Source organism: Bradyrhizobium sp. NBAIM01 (genome assembly GCF_020194115.1).
GTDB classification, from domain to species: Bacteria; Pseudomonadota; Alphaproteobacteria; order Rhizobiales; family Xanthobacteraceae; genus Bradyrhizobium; species Bradyrhizobium yuanmingense.
In genome coordinates this window covers 120,947-143,538 of the sequence record NZ_JADYVU010000012.1, presented here as the reverse complement: position 1 = coordinate 143,538, position 22,592 = coordinate 120,947, and the positions used below count along the sequence as shown (strand labels likewise).

19 protein-coding genes are annotated in these 22,592 nt (G+C 65.3%); 8 read left to right on the top strand and 11 right to left on the bottom strand.

Translation table 11 applies throughout. The features are described from left to right. Positions 1 to 133: 133 nt before the first annotated feature. Complete coding sequence (locus tag I6F31_RS29165) at positions 134 to 922, bottom strand: hypothetical protein (protein WP_225184217.1); 789 nt, start codon at positions 920 to 922, stop codon at positions 134 to 136. A 117-nt stretch (positions 923 to 1,039) separates the two neighbouring features. On the opposite strand from I6F31_RS29165, the gene I6F31_RS29160 reads away from it, so the two are divergent. Continuing rightward, on the top strand, positions 1,040 to 2,074 hold the full coding sequence (locus tag I6F31_RS29160; RefSeq protein WP_036002717.1) for an aspartate-semialdehyde dehydrogenase: 1,035 nt from the start codon (positions 1,040 to 1,042) through the stop codon (positions 2,072 to 2,074). A 5-nt stretch (positions 2,075 to 2,079) separates the two neighbouring features. On the opposite strand, the gene I6F31_RS29155 is transcribed toward I6F31_RS29160, so the two are convergent. The 4 genes from I6F31_RS29155 to murJ form a co-directional block, all read right to left on the bottom strand. Then, a complete protein-coding gene (locus tag I6F31_RS29155) occupies positions 2,080 to 2,649 on the bottom strand; it encodes a NifU family protein (protein ID WP_036038709.1) in 570 nt (189 codons plus the stop codon). Between the two features lie 318 nt (positions 2,650 to 2,967). Further along, the gene (locus I6F31_RS29150) at positions 2,968 to 3,462 is read right to left on the bottom strand and encodes a universal stress protein (RefSeq protein WP_036002710.1); all 495 of its coding nucleotides are present in this window, start codon (positions 3,460 to 3,462) and stop codon (positions 2,968 to 2,970) included. Positions 3,463 to 3,568: 106 nt separating this feature from the next. Further along, positions 3,569 to 4,621 carry a tryptophan--tRNA ligase gene (trpS, locus tag I6F31_RS29145; RefSeq protein ID WP_036002766.1) on the bottom strand — a complete coding sequence of 351 codons (1,053 nt, stop codon included), beginning with the start codon at positions 4,619 to 4,621 and terminating at the stop codon, positions 3,569 to 3,571. Positions 4,622 to 4,702: 81 nt separating this feature from the next. Next, on the bottom strand, positions 4,703 to 6,235 hold the full coding sequence (murJ, locus tag I6F31_RS29140) for a murein biosynthesis integral membrane protein MurJ (RefSeq protein ID WP_225114855.1): 1,533 nt from the start codon (positions 6,233 to 6,235) through the stop codon (positions 4,703 to 4,705). A gap of 124 nt (positions 6,236 to 6,359) precedes the next feature. Between murJ and I6F31_RS29135 the strand changes: the two genes are divergently transcribed. Next, positions 6,360 to 7,361 (top strand): adenosine kinase, encoded by a 1,002-nt coding sequence (locus tag I6F31_RS29135; RefSeq protein ID WP_109142029.1) that lies wholly within the window; start codon positions 6,360 to 6,362, stop codon positions 7,359 to 7,361. A gap of 150 nt (positions 7,362 to 7,511) precedes the next feature. Here the strand turns inward: I6F31_RS29135 and I6F31_RS29130 are convergent, their stop codons facing one another. The 3 genes from I6F31_RS29130 to I6F31_RS29120 all read right to left on the bottom strand — a co-directional run bounded on the left by I6F31_RS29130 (position 7,512) and on the right by I6F31_RS29120 (position 11,827). Further along, positions 7,512 to 8,345 (bottom strand): outer membrane protein, encoded by an 834-nt coding sequence (locus I6F31_RS29130; protein WP_036024125.1) that lies wholly within the window; start codon positions 8,343 to 8,345, stop codon positions 7,512 to 7,514. 442 nt (positions 8,346 to 8,787) lie between these two features. Further along, entirely contained in the window at positions 8,788 to 10,482 is a 1,695-nt protein-coding gene (locus I6F31_RS29125) for an AMP-binding protein (RefSeq protein ID WP_225186499.1), read from the bottom strand. Positions 10,483 to 10,630: 148 nt separating this feature from the next. Next, entirely contained in the window at positions 10,631 to 11,827 is a 1,197-nt protein-coding gene (locus I6F31_RS29120; RefSeq protein WP_036002698.1) for a serine hydrolase domain-containing protein, read from the bottom strand. Positions 11,828 to 12,173: 346 nt separating this feature from the next. Here I6F31_RS29120 and I6F31_RS29115 point away from each other — a divergent pair, with 346 nt between their 5' ends. Both I6F31_RS29115 and I6F31_RS29110 read left to right on the top strand, forming a co-directional pair. Further along, complete coding sequence (locus I6F31_RS29115; RefSeq protein ID WP_036002694.1) at positions 12,174 to 12,494, top strand: hypothetical protein; 321 nt, start codon at positions 12,174 to 12,176, stop codon at positions 12,492 to 12,494. A gap of 108 nt (positions 12,495 to 12,602) precedes the next feature. After that, positions 12,603 to 14,096 (top strand): NAD-dependent succinate-semialdehyde dehydrogenase, encoded by a 1,494-nt coding sequence (locus tag I6F31_RS29110; protein WP_036002692.1) that lies wholly within the window; start codon positions 12,603 to 12,605, stop codon positions 14,094 to 14,096. Between the two features lie 170 nt (positions 14,097 to 14,266). Here I6F31_RS29110 and I6F31_RS29105 read toward each other — a convergent pair whose 3' ends face one another. Both I6F31_RS29105 and I6F31_RS29100 read right to left on the bottom strand, forming a co-directional pair. Continuing rightward, positions 14,267 to 15,181 (bottom strand): phosphoribosylaminoimidazolesuccinocarboxamide synthase, encoded by a 915-nt coding sequence (locus I6F31_RS29105; protein ID WP_057025866.1) that lies wholly within the window; start codon positions 15,179 to 15,181, stop codon positions 14,267 to 14,269. 63 nt (positions 15,182 to 15,244) lie between these two features. Further along, the gene (locus I6F31_RS29100) at positions 15,245 to 16,162 is read right to left on the bottom strand and encodes a pirin family protein (RefSeq protein ID WP_036038693.1); all 918 of its coding nucleotides are present in this window, start codon (positions 16,160 to 16,162) and stop codon (positions 15,245 to 15,247) included. A gap of 160 nt (positions 16,163 to 16,322) precedes the next feature. Here I6F31_RS29100 and I6F31_RS29095 point away from each other — a divergent pair, with 160 nt between their 5' ends. Then, positions 16,323 to 17,378: a helix-turn-helix domain-containing protein gene (locus I6F31_RS29095; RefSeq protein ID WP_225143265.1), complete on the top strand. Its 1,056-nt coding sequence runs from the start codon at positions 16,323 to 16,325 to the stop codon at positions 17,376 to 17,378. 330 nt (positions 17,379 to 17,708) lie between these two features. Next, positions 17,709 to 19,136 (top strand): serine hydrolase, encoded by a 1,428-nt coding sequence (locus tag I6F31_RS29090; RefSeq protein ID WP_225186498.1) that lies wholly within the window; start codon positions 17,709 to 17,711, stop codon positions 19,134 to 19,136. Positions 19,137 to 19,180: 44 nt separating this feature from the next. Here the strand turns inward: I6F31_RS29090 and I6F31_RS29085 are convergent, their stop codons facing one another. Continuing rightward, on the bottom strand, positions 19,181 to 20,548 hold the full coding sequence (locus I6F31_RS29085) for an MmgE/PrpD family protein (protein WP_225130218.1): 1,368 nt from the start codon (positions 20,546 to 20,548) through the stop codon (positions 19,181 to 19,183). A gap of 117 nt (positions 20,549 to 20,665) precedes the next feature. On the opposite strand from I6F31_RS29085, the gene I6F31_RS29080 reads away from it, so the two are divergent. Both I6F31_RS29080 and I6F31_RS29075 read left to right on the top strand, forming a co-directional pair. Continuing rightward, complete coding sequence (locus I6F31_RS29080) at positions 20,666 to 21,781, top strand: FUSC family protein (protein ID WP_225186497.1); 1,116 nt, start codon at positions 20,666 to 20,668, stop codon at positions 21,779 to 21,781. Between the two features lie 312 nt (positions 21,782 to 22,093). Beyond that, complete coding sequence (locus I6F31_RS29075) at positions 22,094 to 22,588, top strand: septal ring lytic transglycosylase RlpA family protein (protein WP_192893029.1); 495 nt, start codon at positions 22,094 to 22,096, stop codon at positions 22,586 to 22,588. Positions 22,589 to 22,592: the final 4 nt, after the last annotated feature.

The window sequence follows — 22,592 nt, the reverse complement described above, 5'->3', positions numbered from 1 at the left end:
ACCCCATACTAGCCCGGCCGGGGCGGACGCAACTAGGTCAATTGGGTCACACCAGCTCGGAATAATCGTGCGCGCCGGCAAAAGCTGCATGCAAACCAGCTACTTGAGCTTGATGCAGAATCCTTGATGCAAGTCAAAGCGCTCCGCGCAATTGCGCGTTCGCTGCGCCCAGCAGCCAGTCCGGCGAGCCCTGAGGGTCACAGCCGCGGCGCCTGAGCTCGGCATGGGCGAACAATTCCGCCAGCCTCGGCTCGTTGCCCGAGGCCAGCAGCGTCAGCCGGTTCAGCGTGCAGGCGATCGCCGCGCGGCGGGCGGGCAAGCTGTCGCCCTGGCAGGAGAAGCCGGAGATCTGCAAGGCGGGCTCCTCGTAGCGCTTGAGATAGCCGAGGCAGGCCCGCGTCCCCTCTGTCGCGCCGACCGGCCGGAACAGGGCGACGGGGCCGAATTTGCTGTCAATCAGGCCGGCCTGCTCGAGCGGGGCATCTGCACCCAAACCCATCCGGGCGGCCAAACCCGCGGCCGCCGGCCGTGTCACGTCGAATTCGGCGCCTTGGCGGTAGATTTCGAGTTCGGCCACCGGCTTGTCCGCCATATCGGTCCAGCGCAGCACGTCCCTGCGGCCGCCCTCGGAATGCCTAAAGATGACGTAAGAGGCTGTTTTTTCTGATGAATCGATCCGGCTGACGGCGAAGGCCGGATGCGAGCGGTCGGCGATGCTCCAGCCCGGTCTGTCCGCCGGACCATCGCCACGCAGGTCAGGCAGCTGTCCCAGGCCTGCGAGGGCGAGGATGGCAAACAGGGCGAGCGCCCCCACATAGGCGACCAGATGCGCCAGCGTGCCAACGACCTCGTCGGCCAAGGCCAAGAGCGTCAGCTGGATCTGGGTAGGGCTAACGGCCGTGCTGGCCTCAGGCGACTGCATCCACGTCCCTAAGGCATGGTCTTAACGTTGTCTTGAGTCCGGTTCTCGCATAGAAGCGCTGCTCTTCCTGTTTAAGCGTCAGCTTCGGGAACGGGCTTTTTCATCGGAGAGTGAACGATGGGTTACAAAGTCGCAGTCGTCGGCGCGACCGGCAATGTCGGTCGGGAAATGCTCAACATCCTGGATGAGCGCAAATTCCCCGCGGACGAGGTCGTGGCCCTGGCGTCGCGCCGCAGCGTCGGTGTCGAAGTCTCCTATGGCGACCGCACCCTGAAGGTCAAAGCGCTCGAGCATTACGACTTCTCCGACGTCGACATCTGCCTGATGTCGGCGGGTGGGTCGGTGTCGAAGGAATGGTCGCCGAAGATCGGCGCCGCCGGCGCTGTGGTGATCGACAATTCCTCGGCTTGGCGCATGGATCCGGACGTGCCGCTGATCGTGCCCGAGGTGAATGCGGCCGCGACCGAAGGCTTCAAGAAGAAGAACATCATCGCCAACCCGAACTGCTCGACCGCACAGCTCGTGGTGGCGCTCAAGCCGCTGCACGAGAAGGCGACGATCAAGCGCGTCGTGGTCTCGACCTATCAGTCGGTGTCGGGCGCCGGCAAGGACGCAATGGACGAATTGTTCTCGCAGACCAAGGCCGTCTACACCAACGACGAGCTGGTCGCGAAGAAATTCCCCAAGCGCATCGCCTTCAACGTCATCCCCCACATCGACGTCTTCATGGAGGACGGCTACACCAAGGAAGAGTGGAAGATGATGGCGGAGACCAAGAAGATCCTGGATCCCAAGATCAAGCTGTCCGCCACCTGCGTGCGCGTGCCTGTGTTCGTCGGCCATTCCGAGGCCGTCAACATCGAGTTCGAGAATCCGATCACCGCCGATGAAGCGCGCAACATCCTGCGCGTGGCGCCCGGCTGTCTCGTCATCGACAAGCAGGAGCCCGGCGGCTACGCCACGCCCTATGAAGCGGCCGGCGAGGACGCGACTTACATCAGCCGCATCCGCGAGGACGCGACCGTGGAGAACGGTCTCGTGCTCTGGTGCGTGTCGGACAATCTGCGTAAAGGCGCCGCCCTCAACGCGATTCAGATCGCGGAAGTGCTGATCAACCGCAAGCTGATAACCGCCAAGCAGAAGGCGGCGTAAGGGGCTTACATCGGCCGGACTTCGACCACGTCAGGCACGAAGTGCTTGAGCAGGTTCTGGATGCCGTGCTGGAGCGTCGCCGTCGATGACGGGCAGCCGGAGCAGGCGCCCTTCATGTTGAGATAGACGATACCGTCCTTGAAGCCGCGGAAGGTGATGTCGCCGCCGTCATTGGCGACGGCCGGCCGCACCCGGGTCTCGATCAGGTCCTTGATCATGTCGACGGTCTCGGCGTCGGCCTCGTCGAAGAACTCGTCCTCGTCGTCGAGATCGGCCTCGCTTGTGGCCGTGCCGTCGGCCAGCAGCGGCGCGCCCGACATGTAGTGCTCCATGATGGCACCTAGGATCGCGGGCTTGAGCTGCTGCCATTCACCGCTCGCCTTCGTCACGGTGATGAAGTCCGATCCGTAGAACACGCCGGTGACGCCGGGCACCTCGAACAGCTTCTCAGCGAGCGGGGAGCGCGCCGCCGATTCGCGGCTCGAAAATTCCATCGGGCTGCCGTCGACCACGACGCGGCCGGGAATGAACTTCAGCGTGGCGGGATTGGGGGTGGCTTCGGTTTGAATGAACATGGTTTTCTCCAGACGTCGCCGGTTCAAGGCCGGCGCGTGCTCTATCCCCTAGCAGATGGCGACGGCTAACGCACGGTCAAGGGGAGGCGGGATATTAGCTCATAAAAATCAGTGGGTTGGCCTTGCCCTCCCCTGGAGGGGTCCGGGACGAGCGTAGCTCGCCCGTGGTCGATCGCGCGCAGCGCGAGCGGGGTGGGGTGATCTCTCCACTCGGGCAGTGTCGGATGTGGAGAGACCGTCACCCCACCCCGTCTCATGCCTCGCTTCGCTCAACATGAGCCGACCCTCCCCTCCAGGGGAGGGTAAGATGCATCGTCGCTAGGACAGCGAATCCACGCTCTCATCGCTCAGGGCACCCGAGATGATCGTCACCGGCACCGGGAACGTGCCGAGCGCATGCGCGAGCAGCGAGACCAATGGCCCCGGGCCCTCCGCGCCGGGATTTGCGGCGAGCACCAGCATGGCGATATCAGGATCCTCGTCGATCACTGCGAGCAGCTGTTCCATCGCGCTGCCTTCGCGAATGACGCGCTCCGGCGTGATGGCGGCGATGCCGTTGGCGCGCCCGGCGGCGCGGTCGAGCGCGGCTTCGGCGGCTTCCTGTGCCTCGGCGCGCATGATGTCGGCGACCCCCAGCCATTCCTGGCTCTGCTGCTCAGGCTCGATGATGCGCAGCATCACCACGCCGCCGCCGGCGCGAATCGCCCAGCGGCTGGCGTAATAGACGGCGCGATCCCATTCGGCGCTGTCGTCGACGATGACGAGGCATTTGGGCTTGTGACCCGGCTCGTAGCAAAGTCGCTTGCTGGTCATGCATGTCCCGGATTGTGCACGGGGAGCATGCTGCCACACTCCCGCGATGTTTGGGAGGGGCGAAGCGGCCGGCGCCGTGGCGCCAGCCGGTATCGCGAAGCGCGCCCTAGCGCCGGCGAATGAAGCCGACGATGTCCTTGGAGAGCTTCATGGTCTCGTCGGCGATCGCGCGCGCCCGGTCGGATCCGTCGTTCAGGATCGCCTCGATGTGGCCAGGGTCGGCGACGAGGCGCTTCATCTCGCCGGCGATCGGCGCGAGCTTGGTCACGCACAGCTCCGCCAGCGCGTTCTTGAAGCTGGAGAACTGGCCGCCGCCGAACTCGCGCAGCACGTCCGCCTTGGAGCGGCCGGACAGCGCGGCGAAGATGCCGACGAGATTGTCGGCCTCGGGCCGCGCTTCCAGGCCCTTCTCTTCCGTCGGCAGCGGCTCCGGATCGGTCTTCGCCTTGCGGATCTTCTGCGCGATGGTGTCGGCATCGTCGGTGAGGTTGATGCGCGAATTGTCGGAGGCGTCCGACTTCGACATCTTCTTGGTGCCGTCGCGCAGGCTCATCACGCGCGTTGCCGGACCCGTAATCAAGGGTTCCGGCAGCGGGAAGAACAGCCCGTCATTGACGCCCTGCGCGCGGATCGAGTCGCCGAAGTCGTTGTTGAACTTCTGCGCGATGTCGCGCGAAAGCTCGAGATGCTGCTTCTGGTCCTCGCCCACGGGAACGTGGGTGGCGCGGTAGAGCAGAATGTCGGCCGCCATCAGCACTGGATAGTCGAACAGCCCGACCGAGGCGTTCTCCCGGTCCTTGCCGGCCTTCTCCTTGAACTGGGTCATGCGTCCCAGCCAGCCCATGCGCGCGACGCAGTTGAAGATCCAGGCGAGCTCGGCATGGCCCGAGACCTGGCTCTGGTTGAACACGATGTGCTTCTTCGGATCGATGCCGGCCGCGATGAACGCGGCGGTCACCTCGCGGGTGTTGCGCGCGAGCTCGACCGGCCCGCCCCAGACGTCCACCCCTTGCGTGATCGCGTGCATGTCGACGACGCAATAGATGCAATTGTGGGTTTCCTGCATCTTCACGAAGTTGACGATGGCGCCGAGGTAATTGCCGAGGTGCAGATTGCCCGTCGGCTGGACGCCCGAAAAGACCCGTTCAACGAATGGCATGGTCAGCCTTCCCATAGGTATTCGGCCGTCGTTTCCAACAGCGGCGCTGCCCCGTCAAGGGTCTTTCGCGGAGGCCGTGGTCTAGCTGGGCCGTTTCAATGCGTTAACCGCCTCGCGCCAGGAGGCGGCACCGAGGATCTGCAGCAACAGGCCGTAGACGGCGATCCCGGCTGCGATCTGCACACCCAGCACAATGAAGTGGATGAGCCCATGGGCGCCGGCCGGCACCAGACCCGCGGTCAGCCAGAGCAGGGCGCCCATGGCAATCGCGGCCAGCACGATCCGCGGCAATCGCGTGCGGGCCGCCGCGTCGATCGAGAAGCCGAACTCGCCCGCGCCCTTGCGGAGCAGCGCGAGCGCGCTGCTCCAGGCGCCAGCCGCGATGCTTGCCGCGATTCCGCTTGCGCCAAAGACATGACCGAGCAGAACCGCGAGCACGACCGTCACCACGAAGCCCTTGGCGGTCGCGAGCAGCGGCGTCATCGTGTCGCTGCGGGCATAGAACGCCGGCGACAGCGCCTTGATGAGCACATGCGCCGGCAGGCCCAGCGCCAGCCACATCAGGGCACGCGCGGTGGCCGCGCTGTCCGCCGCACCGAACGCGCCATGCTCGAACAGCAGCCCCACGATCGGCTCGGCGAGCACGATCAGGCCGACCGTGGCCGGCAGCGCCAGCCCGGCGGAAAGCTCCAGCGCGCGGGATTCGGCATGCGCCACCGCGTCGCGATCGGAGCTCGCGACGGCGCGCGTCAGCTCCGGCACCAGCACGGTGCCCATGGCGACGCCGACGATGCCGAGCGGCAGCTCGATCAAGCGGTTGGCGAAATAGAGCCAGGACACCGCGGACGGCGTTGCGGACGCGATGATCGCACCCGCCACCATCAGCCATTGCGGCCCCGAGCTTGCGATCATGCCGGGGATCGCCTTGGCGAAGAAGCCGCGCATCTCCTTGTCGAAACTCGCGCGCAGCGGTGTCGCAAGGCGCGCGCTTCGCTGCGACAGCAGCATCAAGAGCTGCAGCAAGCCGGCGAGGCCGACGGTCGCTGCCAGGATCCACGCGGCGAAGCCGGCGTCTGCATGCCAGACCAGCAGCATCGCGATCGCGGCGATCAGCGCAATGTTGAACAGCAGTGGCGAGAACGCCGTCAGCGCGAAGCGTCCCTGCGCATTGAGCAGCCCCATCAGCACGGTGACGGGACCGGCGAAGGCGAGGTAAGGCAGCATCAGCCGCGCGTTCTGAACCGCGAGATCGAGCGTGCCACTGCCGAGGAATCCCGGCGCGATCACCGTCATGATCAGCGGCATCAACAATGCGAGCAGGAGTGAGATCCCGATCAGGGCCGTGCTGACCGTGCCGATCACGCGCCCCGCGAACGCCGCGGCTTCCGCCACCCCGTCGCGGTCCCGCACCCGCAGCCAGGCTGGGATCAGCGCCGCGTTCAGCGCGCCCTCGCTGAGCAGCCGCCGCACCACGTTGACGAGCTGGAACGCCGCCAGAAACGCATCCGCCACGGCGCCGGTGCCGAGCAGCGCCGCAATCAGGGAATCGCGGGCGAAACCCAGCAGGCGCGAGGCCAGCGTTCCCGTCGAGACGGTCAGGAAGGAGCGGATCATGCTCTCGAAAATACCGTTGCTTGCCCGCCAAGGCCCGGTCGTGATAGGCCGCGAGCTTGGATTTCAGGCCGACAGGAAGCGGATTTCCGGTTAGATCGCAATCCGGCAAACAGGATCAAGGTGAATGGCTGACGTGAAATATGACGTTCTCGGCATCGGCAACGCGCTGTTCGACGTGCTGGTTAGGACCGACGAGGCCTTTCTGGCCAAGCATGGCATGGCGAAGGGCAGCATGTCGCTGATCGACGAGGCGCGCGCGGCCGCCATCTACAAGGACATGGGTCCGGCGACCGAGGTCTCGGGCGGTTCGGCCGCCAACACCATCGTCGGTATCGGCAGCCTGGGGGCGCGCGCCGCCTATGTCGGCAAGGTCAAGGACGACCAGATCGGCAAGCTCTACGTGCACGACATTCGCGCCGCCGGCGTCGCCTTCAACACGCCGGCCGCCAAGGACGGCCCCGCCACCGGCTGCTCCTACATCCTGGTCACCGGCGACGGCGAGCGCACCATGAACACCTATCTCGGCGCGGCGCAGGACCTGTCGCCCGCCGACATCGATCCGGCCGAGATTGCCGGCGCCGGCATCGTCTACCTCGAAGGCTATCTCTGGGACCCCAAGAACGCAAAGGAGGCCTTCGTCAAGGCGGCCAAGATCGCCCATGACGCCAAGCGCAAGGTGGCGCTGACGCTGTCGGATTCCTTCTGCGTTGATCGTTATCGCGACGAGTTTCTCTCGCTGATGCGAGGCGGCACCGTCGACATCGTGTTCGCCAACGAGTCTGAGCTGCACTCGCTCTACATGACCTCGGACTTCGACACCGCGCTGAAGCAGCTGCGCAACGACGTCAATCTCGGCGTCGTCACCCGCAGCGAGAAGGGCTGCATGGTGGTCTCGTCCGAGGATGCCGTCGCAGCGCCGGCCTTCCCGGTCGAGAAGGTGGTCGACACCACCGGCGCCGGCGACCTGTTCGCCGCCGGCTTCCTCTACGGCCTCGCGCGCAACTTCGGCTACAAGCAGTGCGGCGAGCTCGGCGCGCTCGCCGCCGCCGAAGTCATCCAGCACATCGGCGCGCGGCCTCAGGTATCGTTGAAGGAGCTGGCCGAGCAGCGCGGGCTGACGGCGTAAGAAATTATCTCTGCCTCCACGATGCGGTCGGCATAGCGACCGCACTTTGCCGGCGTGCCGCGTAGAACGAGGCGCTCTCTCTGGCTCCTGATCAAAAAAAACGGCTCCGAGCCGAATGGCCGGAGCCGGGATCTTGGGCTTCTTCGCTTCTCAGTACTTGGCCATCATCGGCCCGCCGAACTTGTAGTTCAGGCCGGCCCGCACGGTATGGAAGGTGAGGTCCTGCGAGATGCGTTCGACGTAGTTGGAGCCGGGCGGAGCAAAAGTGCTGCCGGGCACGTAGGTCGATGTGTAATCCACGCCGCCGAGATCGGTGTAGAGATATTCGAGCTTAACCGTCCAATTCGGCACGAAGGCGTGCTCAACGCCGGCGCCGACCGTCCAGCCGACCTTCGTCTCGGACACCGAACCCGTCTTGGTATAACCATTGGACGAGGTGAGATCCCAGCTTCCCTTGACGCTGCCGACGGCCAGACCGCCGGTGACGTACAGCAGGGTCTTGTCGACCGCATAGCCGGCGCGGCCGCGAACGGTCACGAGCCAATCGTTGCGGATGCTTTCGTCGAATGTGCGGATCACCGGCGGATTCGCTCCGGTGAAAACGGTGCGCGCACCGATATCTGTTGCGTTGGCGTCGGCTTCTACACCCAGAACCCAAGCACCGGTCTGCCAGTTCGCGCCGATCTGAAGACCGCCGATAGCGCCGGCCGGATCGAGGCGGCGATTGCTCAGCGCCACAAACTCGTTCCTGAACGCTACGCCTTCCACGGCCCAGCTGCTGGTGGGATCGAGCACGGTGCCGAGATCCGACTGCCCCCAAGCGTAACCCGCATTCACGCCCACGTAAAAACCGGTCCAGTTATAGACGGCTACGGCGGTCGCTGGTGCCTTGAAGGGCCGGGCCGCGAGATCTGCAGCGCTTGCCGAGCCGACGGTTGCAAATCCAATTCCTGCAACCAGGATGGTCCTCCAAGCCAATTTCATGGCATTCCCCTAGATCAACAATCGATCAAGTCAGGACACGACCGTAACATTGTACTGCCGCCGATGGCTGTGCCGGGCCTGCCACAGGTGATCGACATTGAACGCGCGTGGGAGACGCCACAAGCAGAATGAATGGCGCACCTGTCCAAATAGCTGGAACTAAGGGTGCCGCGCAGCATCCGGCGGCGTAACGCTCGTCATCCCCGTCATTGCGAGCGCAGCGAAGCAGTCCAGAATCTCTGCGGGGAGACAGCTGGATTGCTTCGCTGCGCTCGCAATGACGATGTAGGCAGGCGCGGGCCTCAATCAAAACTGTCATCGCCCGGCGAAGACCGGGCGATCCAGTACTCCGAGCGGCTGTGATGGATCGAGAAGCCGCGGCGTACTGGATTCGCCGGCGGGGGGAATGACGGTCGTTGTATATGGAGAGCGTTCAACACTTTCACGCCGTCTTCGCCGCCTTCAATCCGAGCCGCTGCTCGACTGCCTCGCGCATCAGGAATTTCTGGATCTTTCCGGTCACGGTCATCGGAAATTCGTCGACGAACTCGACGTAGCGCGGGATCTTGTTGTGGGCGATCTGGCCCTCGCAGAAGGCACGTACTTCCTCAGCCGTCAGTTGCTCGCCCGCTCTGACACGAATCCAGGCGCAGAGCTCTTCGCCGTAGCGGGTGTCTGCGACGCCGAAGATCTGCACGTCCTGGATCTTGGGATGGCGATACAGAAACTCCTCGATCTCGCGCGGATAGAGGTTTTCGCCGCCGCGGATCACCATGTCCTTGATGCGGCCGACGATGTTGCAATAGCCTTCGTCGTCGACGGTGGCGAGATCGCCGGTATGCATCCAGCCGTTGGCGTCGAGCACGTCGGCTGTCTTTTCCTTCTCCTCCCAATAACCCAGCATGATGCTGTAGCCGCGGGTGCACAGCTCGCCGCGTTCGCCGCGCTTGACGATCCTGCCCTCGAGATCGACGATCTTGACCTCGACATGCGGATGGATACGTCCGACCGTGGAGACACGTCGCTCCAGCGGATCGTCCACCGCGCTCTGGAAGCTGACGGGGCTGGTTTCGGTCATGCCATAGGCGATGGTGACCTCCCGCATGTTCATCTCGGTGTTGACGCGCTTCATCACCTCGATAGGGCAGGGCGCGCCGGCCATGATGCCGGTCCGCAGCGATGTCAGGTCGAAGCCGGCGAATTCGGGGTGATCAAGTTCGGCGATGAACATCGTCGGCACGCCGTAGAGCGCCGTGCATCTCTCCTGCTCGATGGTGCGCAACGTCGCGAGCGGGTCAAAACCCTCGCCGGGATAGACCATTGCGGCGCCGAGCGTCACGGAGGCAAGGTTGCCCATCACCATGCCGAAGCAATGATAGAGCGGCACCGGAATGCAGATGCGGTCCTGCTCGGTGAGGCGCATCGCGCGGCCGACGAAATAGCCGTTGTTGAGGATGTTGTGGTGGGTCAGCGTCACGCCCTTCGGTGATCCGGTCGTGCCGCTGGTGAACTGGATGTTGACGGGATCGTCGAACTGCAGCTCGGCGCCGAGCGCGGCCAATTGCTGACGGTGCCGGTCGCCACCCATCTGCGCGACCTCGTCGAAGGCAATTGTGCCCGGTGCGGCCGAGCCGCCGATCTGGATGACATTGCGGAGGGCCGGCAGCCGTGCCGCTTGCAGCTGTCCGGGCCTGGCGGATGACAGCTCCGGCAACAGCGTGTTGAGCATCTCCATGTAGTTGCTGGTCTTGAACGCCGTCGCGGTGACGATCGCCGCGCAGCCGACCTTGCGAAGCGCAAATTCCAGCTCGCTGAGGCGGTAGGCGGGGTTGATCGTCACCAGGATCAGGCCGGCCTTGGCGGCGGCGAACTGGGTCAGCGTCCATTCCGGCCGGTTCAGCGACCAGATGCCGATCCGCTCCCCGCGTTCGAGGCCGAGCGCGAGAAAGCCGGCGGCGAGCGCATCGACCCGCTCGGCGAATTCTTTCCAGGTCCATCGGACGCCGTGGCTGGGCGAGACCAGCGCTTCGCGATTGCACCAGCGCTGCGCGGCCTGGTCGAGACTCCGGCCGATCGTGTGGCCGAGCAGCGGCGCGTCCGAGATGCCGCAAACGTAGCTGTCCGCTTTGTCCGCCAAGTCGAAATCCTTTCGTGAGTGATGATCGGCACACTCTACCCGTCGTCATGCCCGGGCTTGTCCCGGGCATCCACGTTCTTTGTGCCGCGTGGCAAGTCGTGGATGGCCGGGACAAGCCCGGCCATGACGTCAGGTGAGAGGTTGCGAGTCACGCCGCCTTCTGCCCGCTTCCGGCAGCATCGAGCCCGGCATAAACGCCGCGCTCAAAGCCCGCGAACGCCTCCAGGCATTTCGCATCCGCGAACGGCAGCAGCTGCATCAGGATGACGCCGGTGACGTCGCGCGCCGGATCGATCCAGTAATAGGTGTTGGCAAGGCCTGCCCAGGCGAGGCTGCCGGCGCTGCGGCCCTCGGCGGTCTTGGCGGTGTTGATCATGAAGCTGAGGCCCCACTTCTTCACCTGCTCAGGATAGAGATCGACGTCGTTGGTGTACATCGGCGCCGCCGTCGTCATCTTGCCCATAGCGAGATCGCCGATGTGGTTCTGCCCCATCGTCGCGACCGTCTCGGCTTTCAGCACCTGGTTGCCGTTGCCGCGCCCCTTGTTGAGGATCATCTGGGTGAACTTGATGTAGTCGCCCGCCGTCGAGTACAGGCCGCCGCCGCCCATGTGGAATTCCGGCTCCTGCTCCAGCTCGAACGGGATCGCTGCCAGCTGGCCGTCCTCGCCGCGCGCATGCATGCCGACCAGGCGCTTGCGCATGTCGTCGCTGATCTTGAAAGCGGTGTCCCGCATGCCGAGCGGCGCGAACAGATTGTCGCGCAGGTACGCGTCGAGCCGCTTGCCGCTGGCGGCCTCCACGGCCTTGCCGACGAAATCGATGTTGGTGCCGTATTCCCAGCGCGTGCCGGGGTCGGACATGATCGGCGTCTTCAATGCCGCATTCTGGCAAGTGGTGATGGCGGGGATGCCGTGCTTGTCCAGATAGACCGCGAGATCGCCGTTCCACATATTGTAACAGAAGCCGGCGGTGTGGGTCATGAGCTGGCGCAGCGTGATCGGTCCTTTGGCCGGCCGCAGCTTCGCCTCGCCCTTGGCGTCAAAGCCTTCGAGCACCTGCGGATTGGCGAGCTCCGGCAAGACGTCGCCGATCGGCGCATCCAGCGACAGCTTGCCCTGCTCGACCAGCTGCATGGCACCCGCTGTGGTCACCGCCTTCGTCATGGAGGCGATCCAGAACACGCTGTCGACACTCATCGCATCGGGCTTGGACAGATCGCGCTTGCCGAACGCGCCCTGATACAGCACGTCTTGACCGCTGGCCGCGATGGCGACGACGCCCGGAATCTCCTTGGTCTCGCTCTTCTGACGCAGAATCTCATCGATCTGGGCTTGGCTTTGCATGGCGTTTCCTCGGGTTTGATTATTGTTGGAAGTGATCGATTGTCTTCCCGGATCTCTGGCGCGGCAAGCGCCATCTATGTACCTGCACCGGTCGCGATGTCGTGACTTGACGGTCTTGATCCAACGCAGGACGACAACGAGGCTGAGCGCGTACGCTCTTCTACAATCTGCGGTGGATCGGCGTGTCTCGCCTCACCTTGGATGGGTTGCTCGCGATATGCTTTGTGGTTCTCGAACCCCTGAAACATTTCGTGAGCTGCCGCGTTCAGCACCCGGCCCGATCGACGAGCCGTTAAGACTTGATGCAAATGTGCCGGCCGTGGATGGGCGGCGAGGGGGACCTCAGATGATTTCGACCTGGAGCGAATGGAAGCGCTATCCCCGTCCGGGACGTGGCGAGAACCTGGAGGCGCCGATTTCGCCGGGGATCTACGAGGTCCGCGTCGCCGGTACCGGCGCCCTTTATTCCTTCGGGGCGGTGGACAATCTGGCGCAGGCGCTGGCGCTGCTGCCGGTCGGCTCGAAGTCATGGTTCGGTCGCCGCGACACCTCGTCAGTCCCCGATTTAGAGTACCGGACCTGCGCGACGTCCACGAAAGCGGATGCCAAGGCCGCCGCGGAGCGCATGATCGGCCGCCGCGAGACCTATATGAGCGGCGCGGCCTAAGGCCGCTGCCAGTTTAGCTGCCATCTGACGTGCGTTTGCAGGGCGGTGCATTGCGCACCGTCTGTCCCTATATTGCGGCCGATCCGATCGCCGCCAGGGAGAAACGCCATGACCCAGACCGCCGCCGCACGCGCCCCGCAAGCCACCGCCACCCTGCGCGACCGGTTGAAGGACCCCTCGCTGCTGAAGGAGGCCTGCTACATCGACGGCGCCTGGGTCGGCACGCCGGTCTTCGCCGTCAACAATCCCGCCACCGGCGTCGAGCTCGCAAAGGTGCCGCAGCTTGGTGCTGACGACACCACCCGGGCGGTGGAAGCTGCCGAGCGCGCCTTTCCGGGCTGGGCCAAGCACACTGCAAAACAGCGCTCGAACATTCTGCGCAAATGGTTCGAGCTGATCACGGCCAATCGCGAGGATCTCGCGCTGATCCTCACCTCCGAGCAAGGCAAGCCGCTCACCGAGGCGCTGGGCGAGGTCGATATCGGCGCCGCCTATATCGAGTTCTTCGCCGAAGAAGCGAGGCGCGTCTATGGCGAGACCATCCCGACCCAGCGGCCCGATGCGCGCCTGCTCGCCATCAAGCAGCCGATCGGCGTCTGCGGTGCGATCACGCCGTGGAATTTTCCGAACTCGATGATCACCCGCAAGGTCTCGCCGGCGCTGGCGGCCGGCTGCACCGTGGTGCTCAAGCCCGCCAATGAGACGCCGCTGTCGGCGCTGGCACTGGCCGTGCTTGCCGAGAGGGCCGGCATCCCCAAGGGCGTGCTCAACATCATCACGGGCGATGCGCCGCCGATCGGCAAGGTGCTGTGCGAGCATCCGGCGGTGCGCTTCGTCGGCTTCACCGGCTCCACCGCCGTCGGCAAGATCCTCTATCAACAGGCCTCGGTCGGCGTGAAGCGGCTCGGCCTCGAGCTCGGCGGCAATGCGCCGTTCATCGTGTTCGACGACGCCGACATCGATGCTGCGGTCGAGGGCGCCATCGTCTCGAAATACCGCAACATGGGCCAGACCTGCGTCTGCGCCAACCGCATCTACGCCCAGGACAAGATCTACGACGAGTTCGTGCAGAAGCTGTCGAAGAAGGTCGCGGCAATGAAGATCGGCGACGGCACCGAGAGCGGCGTGACGCAGGGCCCGCTGATCAACATGAAGGCGGTCGACAAGGTCGAGCGCCACATCGCCGATGCCGTCAAGCGTGGCGCCAAGGTCGTCACCGGCGGCAAGCGCAGCGAGCTGGGGCGCTCCTTCTTCGAGCCGACGGTGCTCGCCGACGTCAAGCCGGACTCGCTGGTGTCGCAGGAGGAGACCTTCGGCCCCCTCGCACCCGTGATCCGTTTCAAGGACGAGGCGGACGTCATCGCGATGTGCAACGCCTCGCCGTTCGGCCTTGCGTCGTACTTTTACTCCCGCGATCTCGGCCGCGTCTGGCGCGTCGCCGAAGCGCTGGAGTCGGGCATGGTCGGCGTCAACACCGGCCTCATCACCACCGAGGTCGCGCCCTTCGGCGGCGTCAAGGAAAGCGGCCTGGGTCGCGAAGGCTCCCGTCACGGCATGGAAGAATATGTCGAGATCAAATACGTGATGATGGCGGGGGTGTGAGCGGCTCGCTCGTGTCAGCGCGAATGCGAGCCAGGCGGAGATGTTGGAGAGGCCGACCGGCCTCTCCACGTCATTGCGAGCGCAGCGAAGCAATCCAGAATCCCTCCGCGGAAACACTCTGGATTGCTTCGCTGCGCTCGCAATGACGGAGCGAGACGCGACAGTCGCGCCTAAATCTTCAGCTCTGTCCCCGTCACGCGCCGATACGCTTCCAGGTACCGCTTGCTGGTCGCGTCAACCACGCTGGCCGGCAGCGGCGGCGGCGGGGCGTCGCCGTTCCAGCGGCCGGCGCGGCGCTCGACGTCGAGATAGTCGCGCAAGGGCTGCTTGTCGAAGCTCGCCTGCGGCTGGCCCGGTCTGTAGGCGTCGACCGCCCAGAAGCGCGACGAATCCGGCGTCATCACTTCGTCGATCAGGATGATGCGGCCGTCCTTGTCGCGGCCGAACTCGAACTTGGTGTCGGCGATGATGATACCCTGCTCGCGGGCGAGCTCCTCGCCCAGCGTGTAGATCGCCCGCGTCATGCTCTCCAGCGTGTAGGCGACCTCGTCGCCGACCACCGCGCGCATCTTCGCGATGGTGATGTTCTCGTCATGGCCGCTTTCGGCCTTGGTCGCGGGGCTAAAGATCGCCGGCTCCAGCTTCTCGCTCTCGACGAGGCCCGGCTTCAGCTTCTCGCCGGCCAGCGTGCCGCTCGCGGCATATTCCTTCCAGGCGGAGCCTGAGAGATAGCCGCGGATCACGCATTCGATCGGGAACACGGTGGTGCGCTTGCACAGCATGGCGCGGCCGAGGATCTCGGCGCGGTGCGGCTGCAACGCCGGCACGGCCGCAATGATCTCGTCGGTGTCGGCGCTGATCATGTGATGCGGCACCACGCCTTCGAGCTCATTGAACCACCACGCGCTGATCTGGGTCAGCACCGCGCCCTTCATCGGGATGGTCTCGCCCATCACCACATCGAAGGCGCTGATGCGGTCGGTGGTGACGAGCAGCAGGCGGTCGTCGTCGACGGCGTAGATATCGCGCACCTTGCCGCGTCCGATCTTGGATAGAGGCAGGTCGCTGGAGAGCATGGTGGTCATCGGCAAAGCCTTCGCACAGGACATCCGGCCGCGTCTGATGGCGCGGCCGGACACCGGATTAGCCTATTCCGGCAGCGGAATGAACTCGTGTTCCTGCGGAACTGCGGCGAAGCGCCCGGTTTTCCAGTCCTGCTTGGCCTGCTCGATCCGCTCCTTGCTGGAGGAGACGAAATTCCACCAGATGTGGCGCGGGCCTTCCAGCGCATCGCCACCGAGAAACATCATTCGCGTCGCCTTCAGCGCCTTCACGGTGATGCGGTCGCCGGGCCGGAAGATCAGCAGGCGCGGCCCCTCGTAGCGCTCGTTGGCGATCTCGATTTCGCCGTCGACGACATAGATCGCACGCTCCTCATGATCGGGGTCGAGCGGCACGCTCGCGCCCGCGAGCGCCGTGACCTCGGTGTAGAACCAGGGCGAGACCATCGACACCGGCGAGGCGATGCCGAAGGCGGAGCCCGCGATCACCCGCGCGGTGAAGTCGCGCTCGGAAATCATCGGCAAATCGCCTGCCGCATAATGCTGGAACGACGGCGCGATCTCTTCGGAGCCCGCCGGCAGCGCGATCCAGCTTTGCAGGCCGAGCATCTTCTGGCCCGAGGCGCGCTGCGCGTCCGGCGTGCGCTCGGAATGCGCGATGCCGCGCCCGGCCGTCATCAGGTTCATTGCGCCGGGCGCGATCTCCTGGACGTTGCCCTCGCTGTCGCGATGCATGATGGCGCCGTCGAACAGATAGGTGACGGTGGCGAGCCCGATATGCGGATGCGGCCGCACGTCCATGCCCTTGCCGGAGACGAACTGCACCGGGCCGAAATGGTCGAAGAAGATGAAAGGCCCGACCATCTGCCGCTTGCCGTGCGGCAACGCCCGGCGCACCGCGAACCCGTCACCGAGATCGCGCGTGCGCGGCACGATGACGAGATCGAGCGCATCGCAGGACATGGGATCGCCGAGCACGGGATCGTTCGAGGGCTGCCAGCTCATGGGGGGACTCCTTTTGGCTTTGTTGAACGCGACGCTAGCAGGATTTGGCGTCGTCGTCGCGACAAAGCTCCGCTAACCCTTGCATGCGGATCGTCCTTGAAAAACCGGGCGCAACGAACGATGTTCGGCTGCCTTCAACCGCGACCGTTCGCCCCAGCCGATGACCCTTGCCGCAACCGAACTTGCCTTCCGCGCTGCCAGCGTCGCGCTGCTATTGGTGCTGGCGGCGTCATTGCTCTCCGATTTCCGCAATGTGCTCGCGGCCCGCCTCGGCGCGGCCTTCGCGCTAGGCTCGGCGGCGCATGCCGCGAGCTATTCCATCGGCGTGTCGTCGCTCGTTCCAATCTGGCACGCGCCGCTGATTGCACTGTCGACCGGCAACATCGTCGTGTTCTGGCTGTTCACGCGCGCGCTGTTCGACGACGAGTTTCGGCTCCGCTGGTGGCATGGTTTGATCTGGGCCGCGGTGACCGCCTTCAGCTTCGTCGGATGTCTCTGGATCGCGCCGGGCGGCAACGCGCGGTTCTCCGTGACGGCAGTGAACCTGATCGTGCTCGGCTTCATCGCGCTCGCGGTGGTGCAGACGATCGGATCGTGGTCCGCCGATCTGGTCGAGCGTCGCCGCCGCCTGCGCGTCGTCATCGTCTGCGCCGCCGCACTCTATGGCGGGTTGAATGCGCTGCTCCAGATCCTCGTTGCCTTCAGCGCGAGCGATGTCGCCGATACCATCAATACAGGCGTGCTCGCCTGCATCGTTGCCGCGATCGCCTACGCAATGTTGCGAGTCGATGGCGCCGATCTGTTTCCGATTGCGCCAGAGCCCGCACCCGCGATCGCGCCGATCCAGCCTTTGGCCGAGGACTCCGACCAGAAACTCATCGATGCCCTGATGCGCCTGATGGCGGACGAGCGGATCTATCGCCAGGAGAACATTACCATCGGTGTGCTGGCGGGCCGGCTCAGGATTCCCGAATACAGGCTGCGCCGCCTGATCAACCAGCGGCTCGGCTATCGCAATTTCAATGTGTTCCTGAACAACCACCGCATCGAGGAAGCCAAGGCCGCGCTCGCCGATCCCTCCCAGGCCGAGGTCCCCGTCATCACCATTGCCATGGACGCCGGCTTCCAGTCGCTGGGACCATTCAACCGCGCCTTCAAGGCGGTGACAGGCGTGACGCCGACCGAGTACCGGCGGTTGAAGACGAGTGCGGCTTGATCTTTCTTTACCTCTCCCCGCTTGCGCGGAGAGGTCGGATCGCTCTTGCGATCCGGGTGAGGGGGTACGGGTCCGTCGGCAGTCTCGCGTGCGGAGAGGCCCCTCACCCCGACCCTCTCAGCGCGAGCGAAGCTCGTCGCGGCCCCGTAAGAACGGGGAGAGGGAGCAGACCCATCGCTGTCTCATTTTCGTATCACTCTGAAATAGCTCGCTTATTCCAAAATCGGCCAGCCCGCCCCGATTTCAACCAACCCCTTTTCCAAATCCGGCGAGCATCCCCCGCCCGCATCCCGCTTCCTCCCCGGCATACGCCTCAGCCGGAGAACGCCCGTGACCCGCCGCCGCAAGATCCTCCTTTTCGCCTCCGCCATCGCCGCAGCCGGCCTCGCGCTCGGCGCGGCTCGAGCCCACGACGTGCCGAAGGTCGCGACCGGCTTCGTCGCCGACATCCTGTGCGCCGAGACGTTCGTGTCCGGCCTCGATCCCGGGCGCAACTTCGCCGAGACCACCGACGCCATGCCCGGAGCGGGCCTGATCAGCTGGGCGATGGAGTACAGAATCGACCGCGTCCGCAAGGATGTCACGGTGACGCTGTTCGGCCTCGGCCGCAGCCACGCCATCTATCGCGAGGGCCTCGGCTGCACGCTCGAGCACGGCGCTGGCATTGCCTCCGTCGAGCCGCTGCCCGACGACAAGCGGCCCGCGTTGCTTCCCGCGATCGCCGGCCCCGCGATCGTGCCGCCGCAGAGCCCCGAGCTCGGCGCCGCGCTCGACCGCGCCTTCGCCGAGCCCGCTCAGCCGCCTTACCGCCGCACCCGCGCCATCGTCGTGATGAAGGCCGGCCGCGTCGTCGCCGAACGCTACGCCGACGGCATCGGCCCCGAGACGCCGCTGCTCGGCTTCTCCATGACCAAGTCGGTCGTCTCGGCGCTGATCGGCGTGCTGGTGCGCCAGGGCAAGCTGAAGCTCGACGGCCCCGCACCGGTCGCCGCCTGGAAGGATCCCGACGATCCGCGCCATGCCATCAATGTCGATCAGCTGCTGCGCCACACCGCGGGCCTCGCGCTCGGCAGCTCGTTGCAGGCCTCGCTGGGCTCCGCCTTCGAGCCGGTCAACAGGATGAAATTCGCCGAGAAGGACATGGCCGCCTATGCCGAGAGCATGCCGCTCGCAACCGCGCCCGGCACCGTGTGGAATTATCACGACGGCAACACGCTCATTCTCTCGCATCTGATCCGCGATGCGGCCGGCGGCAAACCGCAAGACGCGCTGCGCTTTGCGCGCCGCGAATTGTTCGCCCCGCTCGGCATGCGCCATGTCGTGCTCCAGCTCGACGGCGCCGGCACGATCGAGGGGTCGACCGAGATGCTCGCCTCCGCCCGCGACTGGGCGCGCTTCGGCCAGCTCTATCTCAATGACGGCGTCGCCGGTGGCAAACGCATCCTGACGGAAGGCTGGGTCACCTATTCGGCGACGGCCACGCCGAATGCGTGGGTCGGCATCGGCGCCGGCTTCTGGACCAACCAGGGCGACAGCTTCGGCGCAAATCTTCGCATGGAGCACGGCTGGCCGCGCGATGCCTTCTTCGCCAAGGGCACGATCGGGCAGTACACCATCGTGATCCCGTCGGAGCAGCTGGTGATCGTGCGCATGGGGCGCTCGCCGAACGCGCCGCCGCACGCCGACGGTGTGTTCGACCTCGTGCGCGATGTGGTGGCGGCAACGCGCGAGAAGGGGAGGCTGGCGGGAGGGGATTGAGGTCTTCTTACCCTCCAGGGGGGAAGCGGAGCGCCGCGGTGAACTTACCTCCCCAATTCCGTCGCCTGCGCCACGCGCTCGAACCGCTCCAGCGTCATGATCGCATCCGCGAACTTCTCCGCGCGCGCATTCAGCACCGGACGGGCCAGCGTCAAGAACTTCTGCTGCATCGCCTGCGTATCCGGGAAAGAATTCGGCTCGCCCGAGGGATCGGCATAAAGCCGCTCGTGCACGCCATCATCCGTCGTGATGCTCACGCGCGCGCCGAAGGGATGGGTGCGGCCGATCTCGAGGCGATCGTCCTGCACCACGTCGAACTTGTCGGCGAGCGCGTCGATCGCGGCGTCGCCGAGCCGGTTGTAATCGTCCCAGCCGAATGAACCCTGGTCGAGTGCGAGCGCGCCGGTGAAGAACATCGAGAACTGGCCGCCGACGATCGAGCGCGGGTGCCGCTTGGTCGCGGCGTCGCCGGTCAGCGTGATGCCGTTGCGGTGCAGGCCGATCTCGACGCGCTTGACCTGCTCCGGCGTCAGATTGTGCTCGCGCCGCATCGCGATCAGCGCGTCGATCGCGGCATGGGTGTAGCGGCAGCTCGGATAGGGCTTCACGCCGATCTTCATGGTCTCATAGGTCTTGCCGAGCTCGGCCACCGCCTTGTCGGGATGCGCATCGTCGGTATAACCGGCGAGCAGGCCGTGCTTGCCTTCGACCGACTCGGTCGCACCAACGAAATCGTTGCGCGCCAATGTCGCGGCGATCACGCCGTTCATCGCGGCGGCGCCGACCTGGTAGCGCTTGTTCCAGGCGCCGTTGACCAGAAATTGCAGCGAGCCCGCGGCCTGGCTGCCGGAGACGCCAAACGCGGCAATCAGCTGCTTCCCGCTGAGGCCGAACAGCTTGCCCGCCGCCGCGGCCGCGCCGTAGGTGCCGGCCGTCGCCGTCGGGTGGAAGCCGCGCGCGTAATGCGAGGTCGGATCGAGCGCATTGCCGAGCCGGCAGCAGACCTCATAGCCAGCAACGATCGCCGTCAGCACCTCTCGCCCGGAGGCGCCCACCATCTCGCCGACAGCGAAGGCGGCCGGCACCACCGGTGCGCTCGGATGCAGCGAGGAATCGGCATGGGTGTCGTCGAAATCGAGGGAGTGGCCGAGCGCGCCGTTGAGCAGCGCCGCGACCGCCGGCGTCCAGGTCTTGGTATCGCCGAACACGGTGGACTCGCCCTTGGTGTCGAGCGCCAGCGCCTCCAGCATCTTCAGCATCGACGGGGTCGATTCCGCCTCGCGCCGCGCCCTGATGGCGCTGCCGAGGAAGTCCAGCGTCAGGACCTTGGCGCGCTCCAGCACCTCCGCCGGAATATCCTGGTACTTGAGATTGAAGACATAGGCGGCGAGCGTTGCGGTTTCGTGAGCCATCGTGTTTCCTCGATTTGGCGCGCAAGTTAGGCGGGCTGATTTGGCCTTTCAAGCGGCCTTGCGTCGGCGGGGATCAGCCATGCTTTTGCTTAGGCGAAAAGGATCGGGATATTCCGCATGACGCGCGCAAGGCAGCTGTTCGACCGGATTCGAGCGCGGCGGACGCAATTGGGGCTGGCGATCCGGGTCACGGTCGCCGCGACAGCGGCCTATGCGATCGCGACCGCGCTGCATCTGCTGCTGCCGCTCTGGGCGGTGCTGACCTCGCTGATCGTGACCCAGATGAGCGTCGGCCGCTCGCTGAAGGCGACGCGCGACTACATGCTCGGCACCATCGGCGGAGCCCTCTATGGCGGCGCCATCGCCATCCTGATTCCCTATTCCAGCGAGGCGGGCCTGCTCGGCCTGCTGGTCCTCTCCGTCGCCCCGCTCGCCTTCATCGCCGCGATCAATCCGAGCCTCAGCGCCGCCACTGTCACCGCCGTGATCGTGCTCCTGGTTCCGACCCTGCATCATGCCGATCCCCTGACCTCGGCGATCGATCGGGTCAGCGAGGTCGGCGTCGGCGCCGTCACGGGATTGCTGGTCTCCTTCCTGGTGCTGCCCTCGCGCGCGGTGCGGCAGATCCGCGCCAGCGCGGCGGTTCTGCTCGAGCTGATCGCCGATGCCCTCGCCGAGCTGCTGGCAGGCCTCACGCGCGGCCGCGACAACGACGCGCTGCACCGGATCCAGGACGGCATCGGCACCGCGATGGTCAATCTGAATGCGATCGGCTCCGAAGCCGAGCGTGAGCGCGCGGCGCGGCTGTCGAGCGGCCCGGACACCGGCCCGTTGCTGCGAACGATCCTGCGGCTGCGCCATGACGTCGTGATGATCGGCCGCGCCACGGTGGTGCCGCTGCCGGTGGAAGTGCAATTGCGGCTGGCAGCGCCCCTGTCGGAAGTGTCGACCGTGATCGCCCGCTTCCTCCGCTCGGCCGCTGGCGCCTTGCGCGAGGGCGCCGGCGCGCCGCCGATCCATCCCGTCCATGTCGCGCTCCAGCACTACGCCGAGGCCGTCGCGTCCGTCCGTCAGGATGGCCTGATCCGCGGTCACCCCAGCGACACCGCCGAGCGCTTCTTCGCGCTCGGCTTCTCCCTGGAGCAGATGCACCAGAATCTCGGCGACCTCGACCGCGTCGTCGGCGAATGGTCGGAGGCCTCGACAGATAAAACCGCACGCGTTGCGGAGTGAGTTCGGGCGCGTCGTCGTCAACGTCGGCTTTCGACAGTAATGCGCGTGTGTGAAGCGCGGCGGTGATCGGCGGTCTGCGGCTCTGAGTCGCTCCACGCACGAGGTTCCATCGGGTCATGTTGCTGACGCATTTTCTGTTTTAATCGGCGAGAAGCTAAACACGACGTGAGACCACTCCGGTTCTCACAACGGTTCCGTAGCCAGGGGTTGGCTCGAATCCGCAAAACGTTCGGCAAGTTCATGAGCGCTGCTGCGTTCGCTTGACCACGTTTGCGGTTCTGGAACCGGACAATCTAAAAAATCACAGGACTCATGATGCTCTTCCGCTCGAGCGCCGCAGTTTGCGGCGCCCTGGTTACGCTTGCCTTCTCTGTTGCCGTTGCTCGAAGTGAAACGCGTGGGGATCACTCAAGTGCCGTCGTCGATGCCGCCTCGGGCGATGCGATTATTGGCGCGGCGTCCACCTATAATCCGTTCAAGCCCGGCAAGGAGGAGGGCGGTCCGCAGACGGCTTCCGGCGAACGTTATGATCCCTCCGCCTGGACGGCTGCCATCAAGACGAGCCTGCGCCGGAAATTCGGTGGGGTCGGATTCGGCGCGAGGCCGAAATATGCTCTCGTCGAGGCCGTGGGCAAGAAGGTCATCGTCAAGATAAACGACGTGGGACCACTAAGACCTGGCCGCATCATCGACCTCAATGAGCGAACGATGCGCCATTTCGATCCGAGCATGGACCTCGGTGTCATTCCTGACGTGAAAGTCAGTCCGCTCGCTGGCGACAATTGGACTGCAGGGCCGGTGGGCTGAACAG

What these genes read in the sequence shown, in the direction of transcription:
- I6F31_RS29165 (WP_225184217.1), bottom strand. Translation starts at nt 922, where the DNA reads ATGCAGTCGCCTGAGGCCAGCACGGCCGTTAGCCCTACCCAGATCCAG.
- I6F31_RS29160 (WP_036002717.1), top strand. Translation starts at nt 1,040, where the DNA reads ATGGGTTACAAAGTCGCAGTCGTCGGCGCGACCGGCAATGTCGGTCGG.
- I6F31_RS29155 (WP_036038709.1), bottom strand. Translation starts at nt 2,649, where the DNA reads ATGTTCATTCAAACCGAAGCCACCCCCAATCCCGCCACGCTGAAGTTC.
- I6F31_RS29150 (WP_036002710.1), bottom strand. Translation starts at nt 3,462, where the DNA reads ATGACCAGCAAGCGACTTTGCTACGAGCCGGGTCACAAGCCCAAATGC.
- trpS (WP_036002766.1), bottom strand. Translation starts at nt 4,621, where the DNA reads ATGCCATTCGTTGAACGGGTCTTTTCGGGCGTCCAGCCGACGGGCAAT.
- murJ (WP_225114855.1), bottom strand. Translation starts at nt 6,235, where the DNA reads ATGATCCGCTCCTTCCTGACCGTCTCGACGGGAACGCTGGCCTCGCGC.
- I6F31_RS29135 (WP_109142029.1), top strand. Translation starts at nt 6,360, where the DNA reads ATGGCTGACGTGAAATATGACGTTCTCGGCATCGGCAACGCGCTGTTC.
- I6F31_RS29130 (WP_036024125.1), bottom strand. Translation starts at nt 8,345, where the DNA reads ATGAAATTGGCTTGGAGGACCATCCTGGTTGCAGGAATTGGATTTGCA.
- I6F31_RS29120 (WP_036002698.1), bottom strand. Translation starts at nt 11,827, where the DNA reads ATGCAAAGCCAAGCCCAGATCGATGAGATTCTGCGTCAGAAGAGCGAG.
- I6F31_RS29115 (WP_036002694.1), top strand. Translation starts at nt 12,174, where the DNA reads ATGATTTCGACCTGGAGCGAATGGAAGCGCTATCCCCGTCCGGGACGT.
- I6F31_RS29110 (WP_036002692.1), top strand. Translation starts at nt 12,603, where the DNA reads ATGACCCAGACCGCCGCCGCACGCGCCCCGCAAGCCACCGCCACCCTG.
- I6F31_RS29105 (WP_057025866.1), bottom strand. Translation starts at nt 15,181, where the DNA reads ATGACCACCATGCTCTCCAGCGACCTGCCTCTATCCAAGATCGGACGC.
- I6F31_RS29100 (WP_036038693.1), bottom strand. Translation starts at nt 16,162, where the DNA reads ATGAGCTGGCAGCCCTCGAACGATCCCGTGCTCGGCGATCCCATGTCC.
- I6F31_RS29095 (WP_225143265.1), top strand. Translation starts at nt 16,323, where the DNA reads ATGACCCTTGCCGCAACCGAACTTGCCTTCCGCGCTGCCAGCGTCGCG.
- I6F31_RS29085 (WP_225130218.1), bottom strand. Translation starts at nt 20,548, where the DNA reads ATGGCTCACGAAACCGCAACGCTCGCCGCCTATGTCTTCAATCTCAAG.
- I6F31_RS29080 (WP_225186497.1), top strand. Translation starts at nt 20,666, where the DNA reads ATGACGCGCGCAAGGCAGCTGTTCGACCGGATTCGAGCGCGGCGGACG.
- I6F31_RS29075 (WP_192893029.1), top strand. Translation starts at nt 22,094, where the DNA reads ATGATGCTCTTCCGCTCGAGCGCCGCAGTTTGCGGCGCCCTGGTTACG.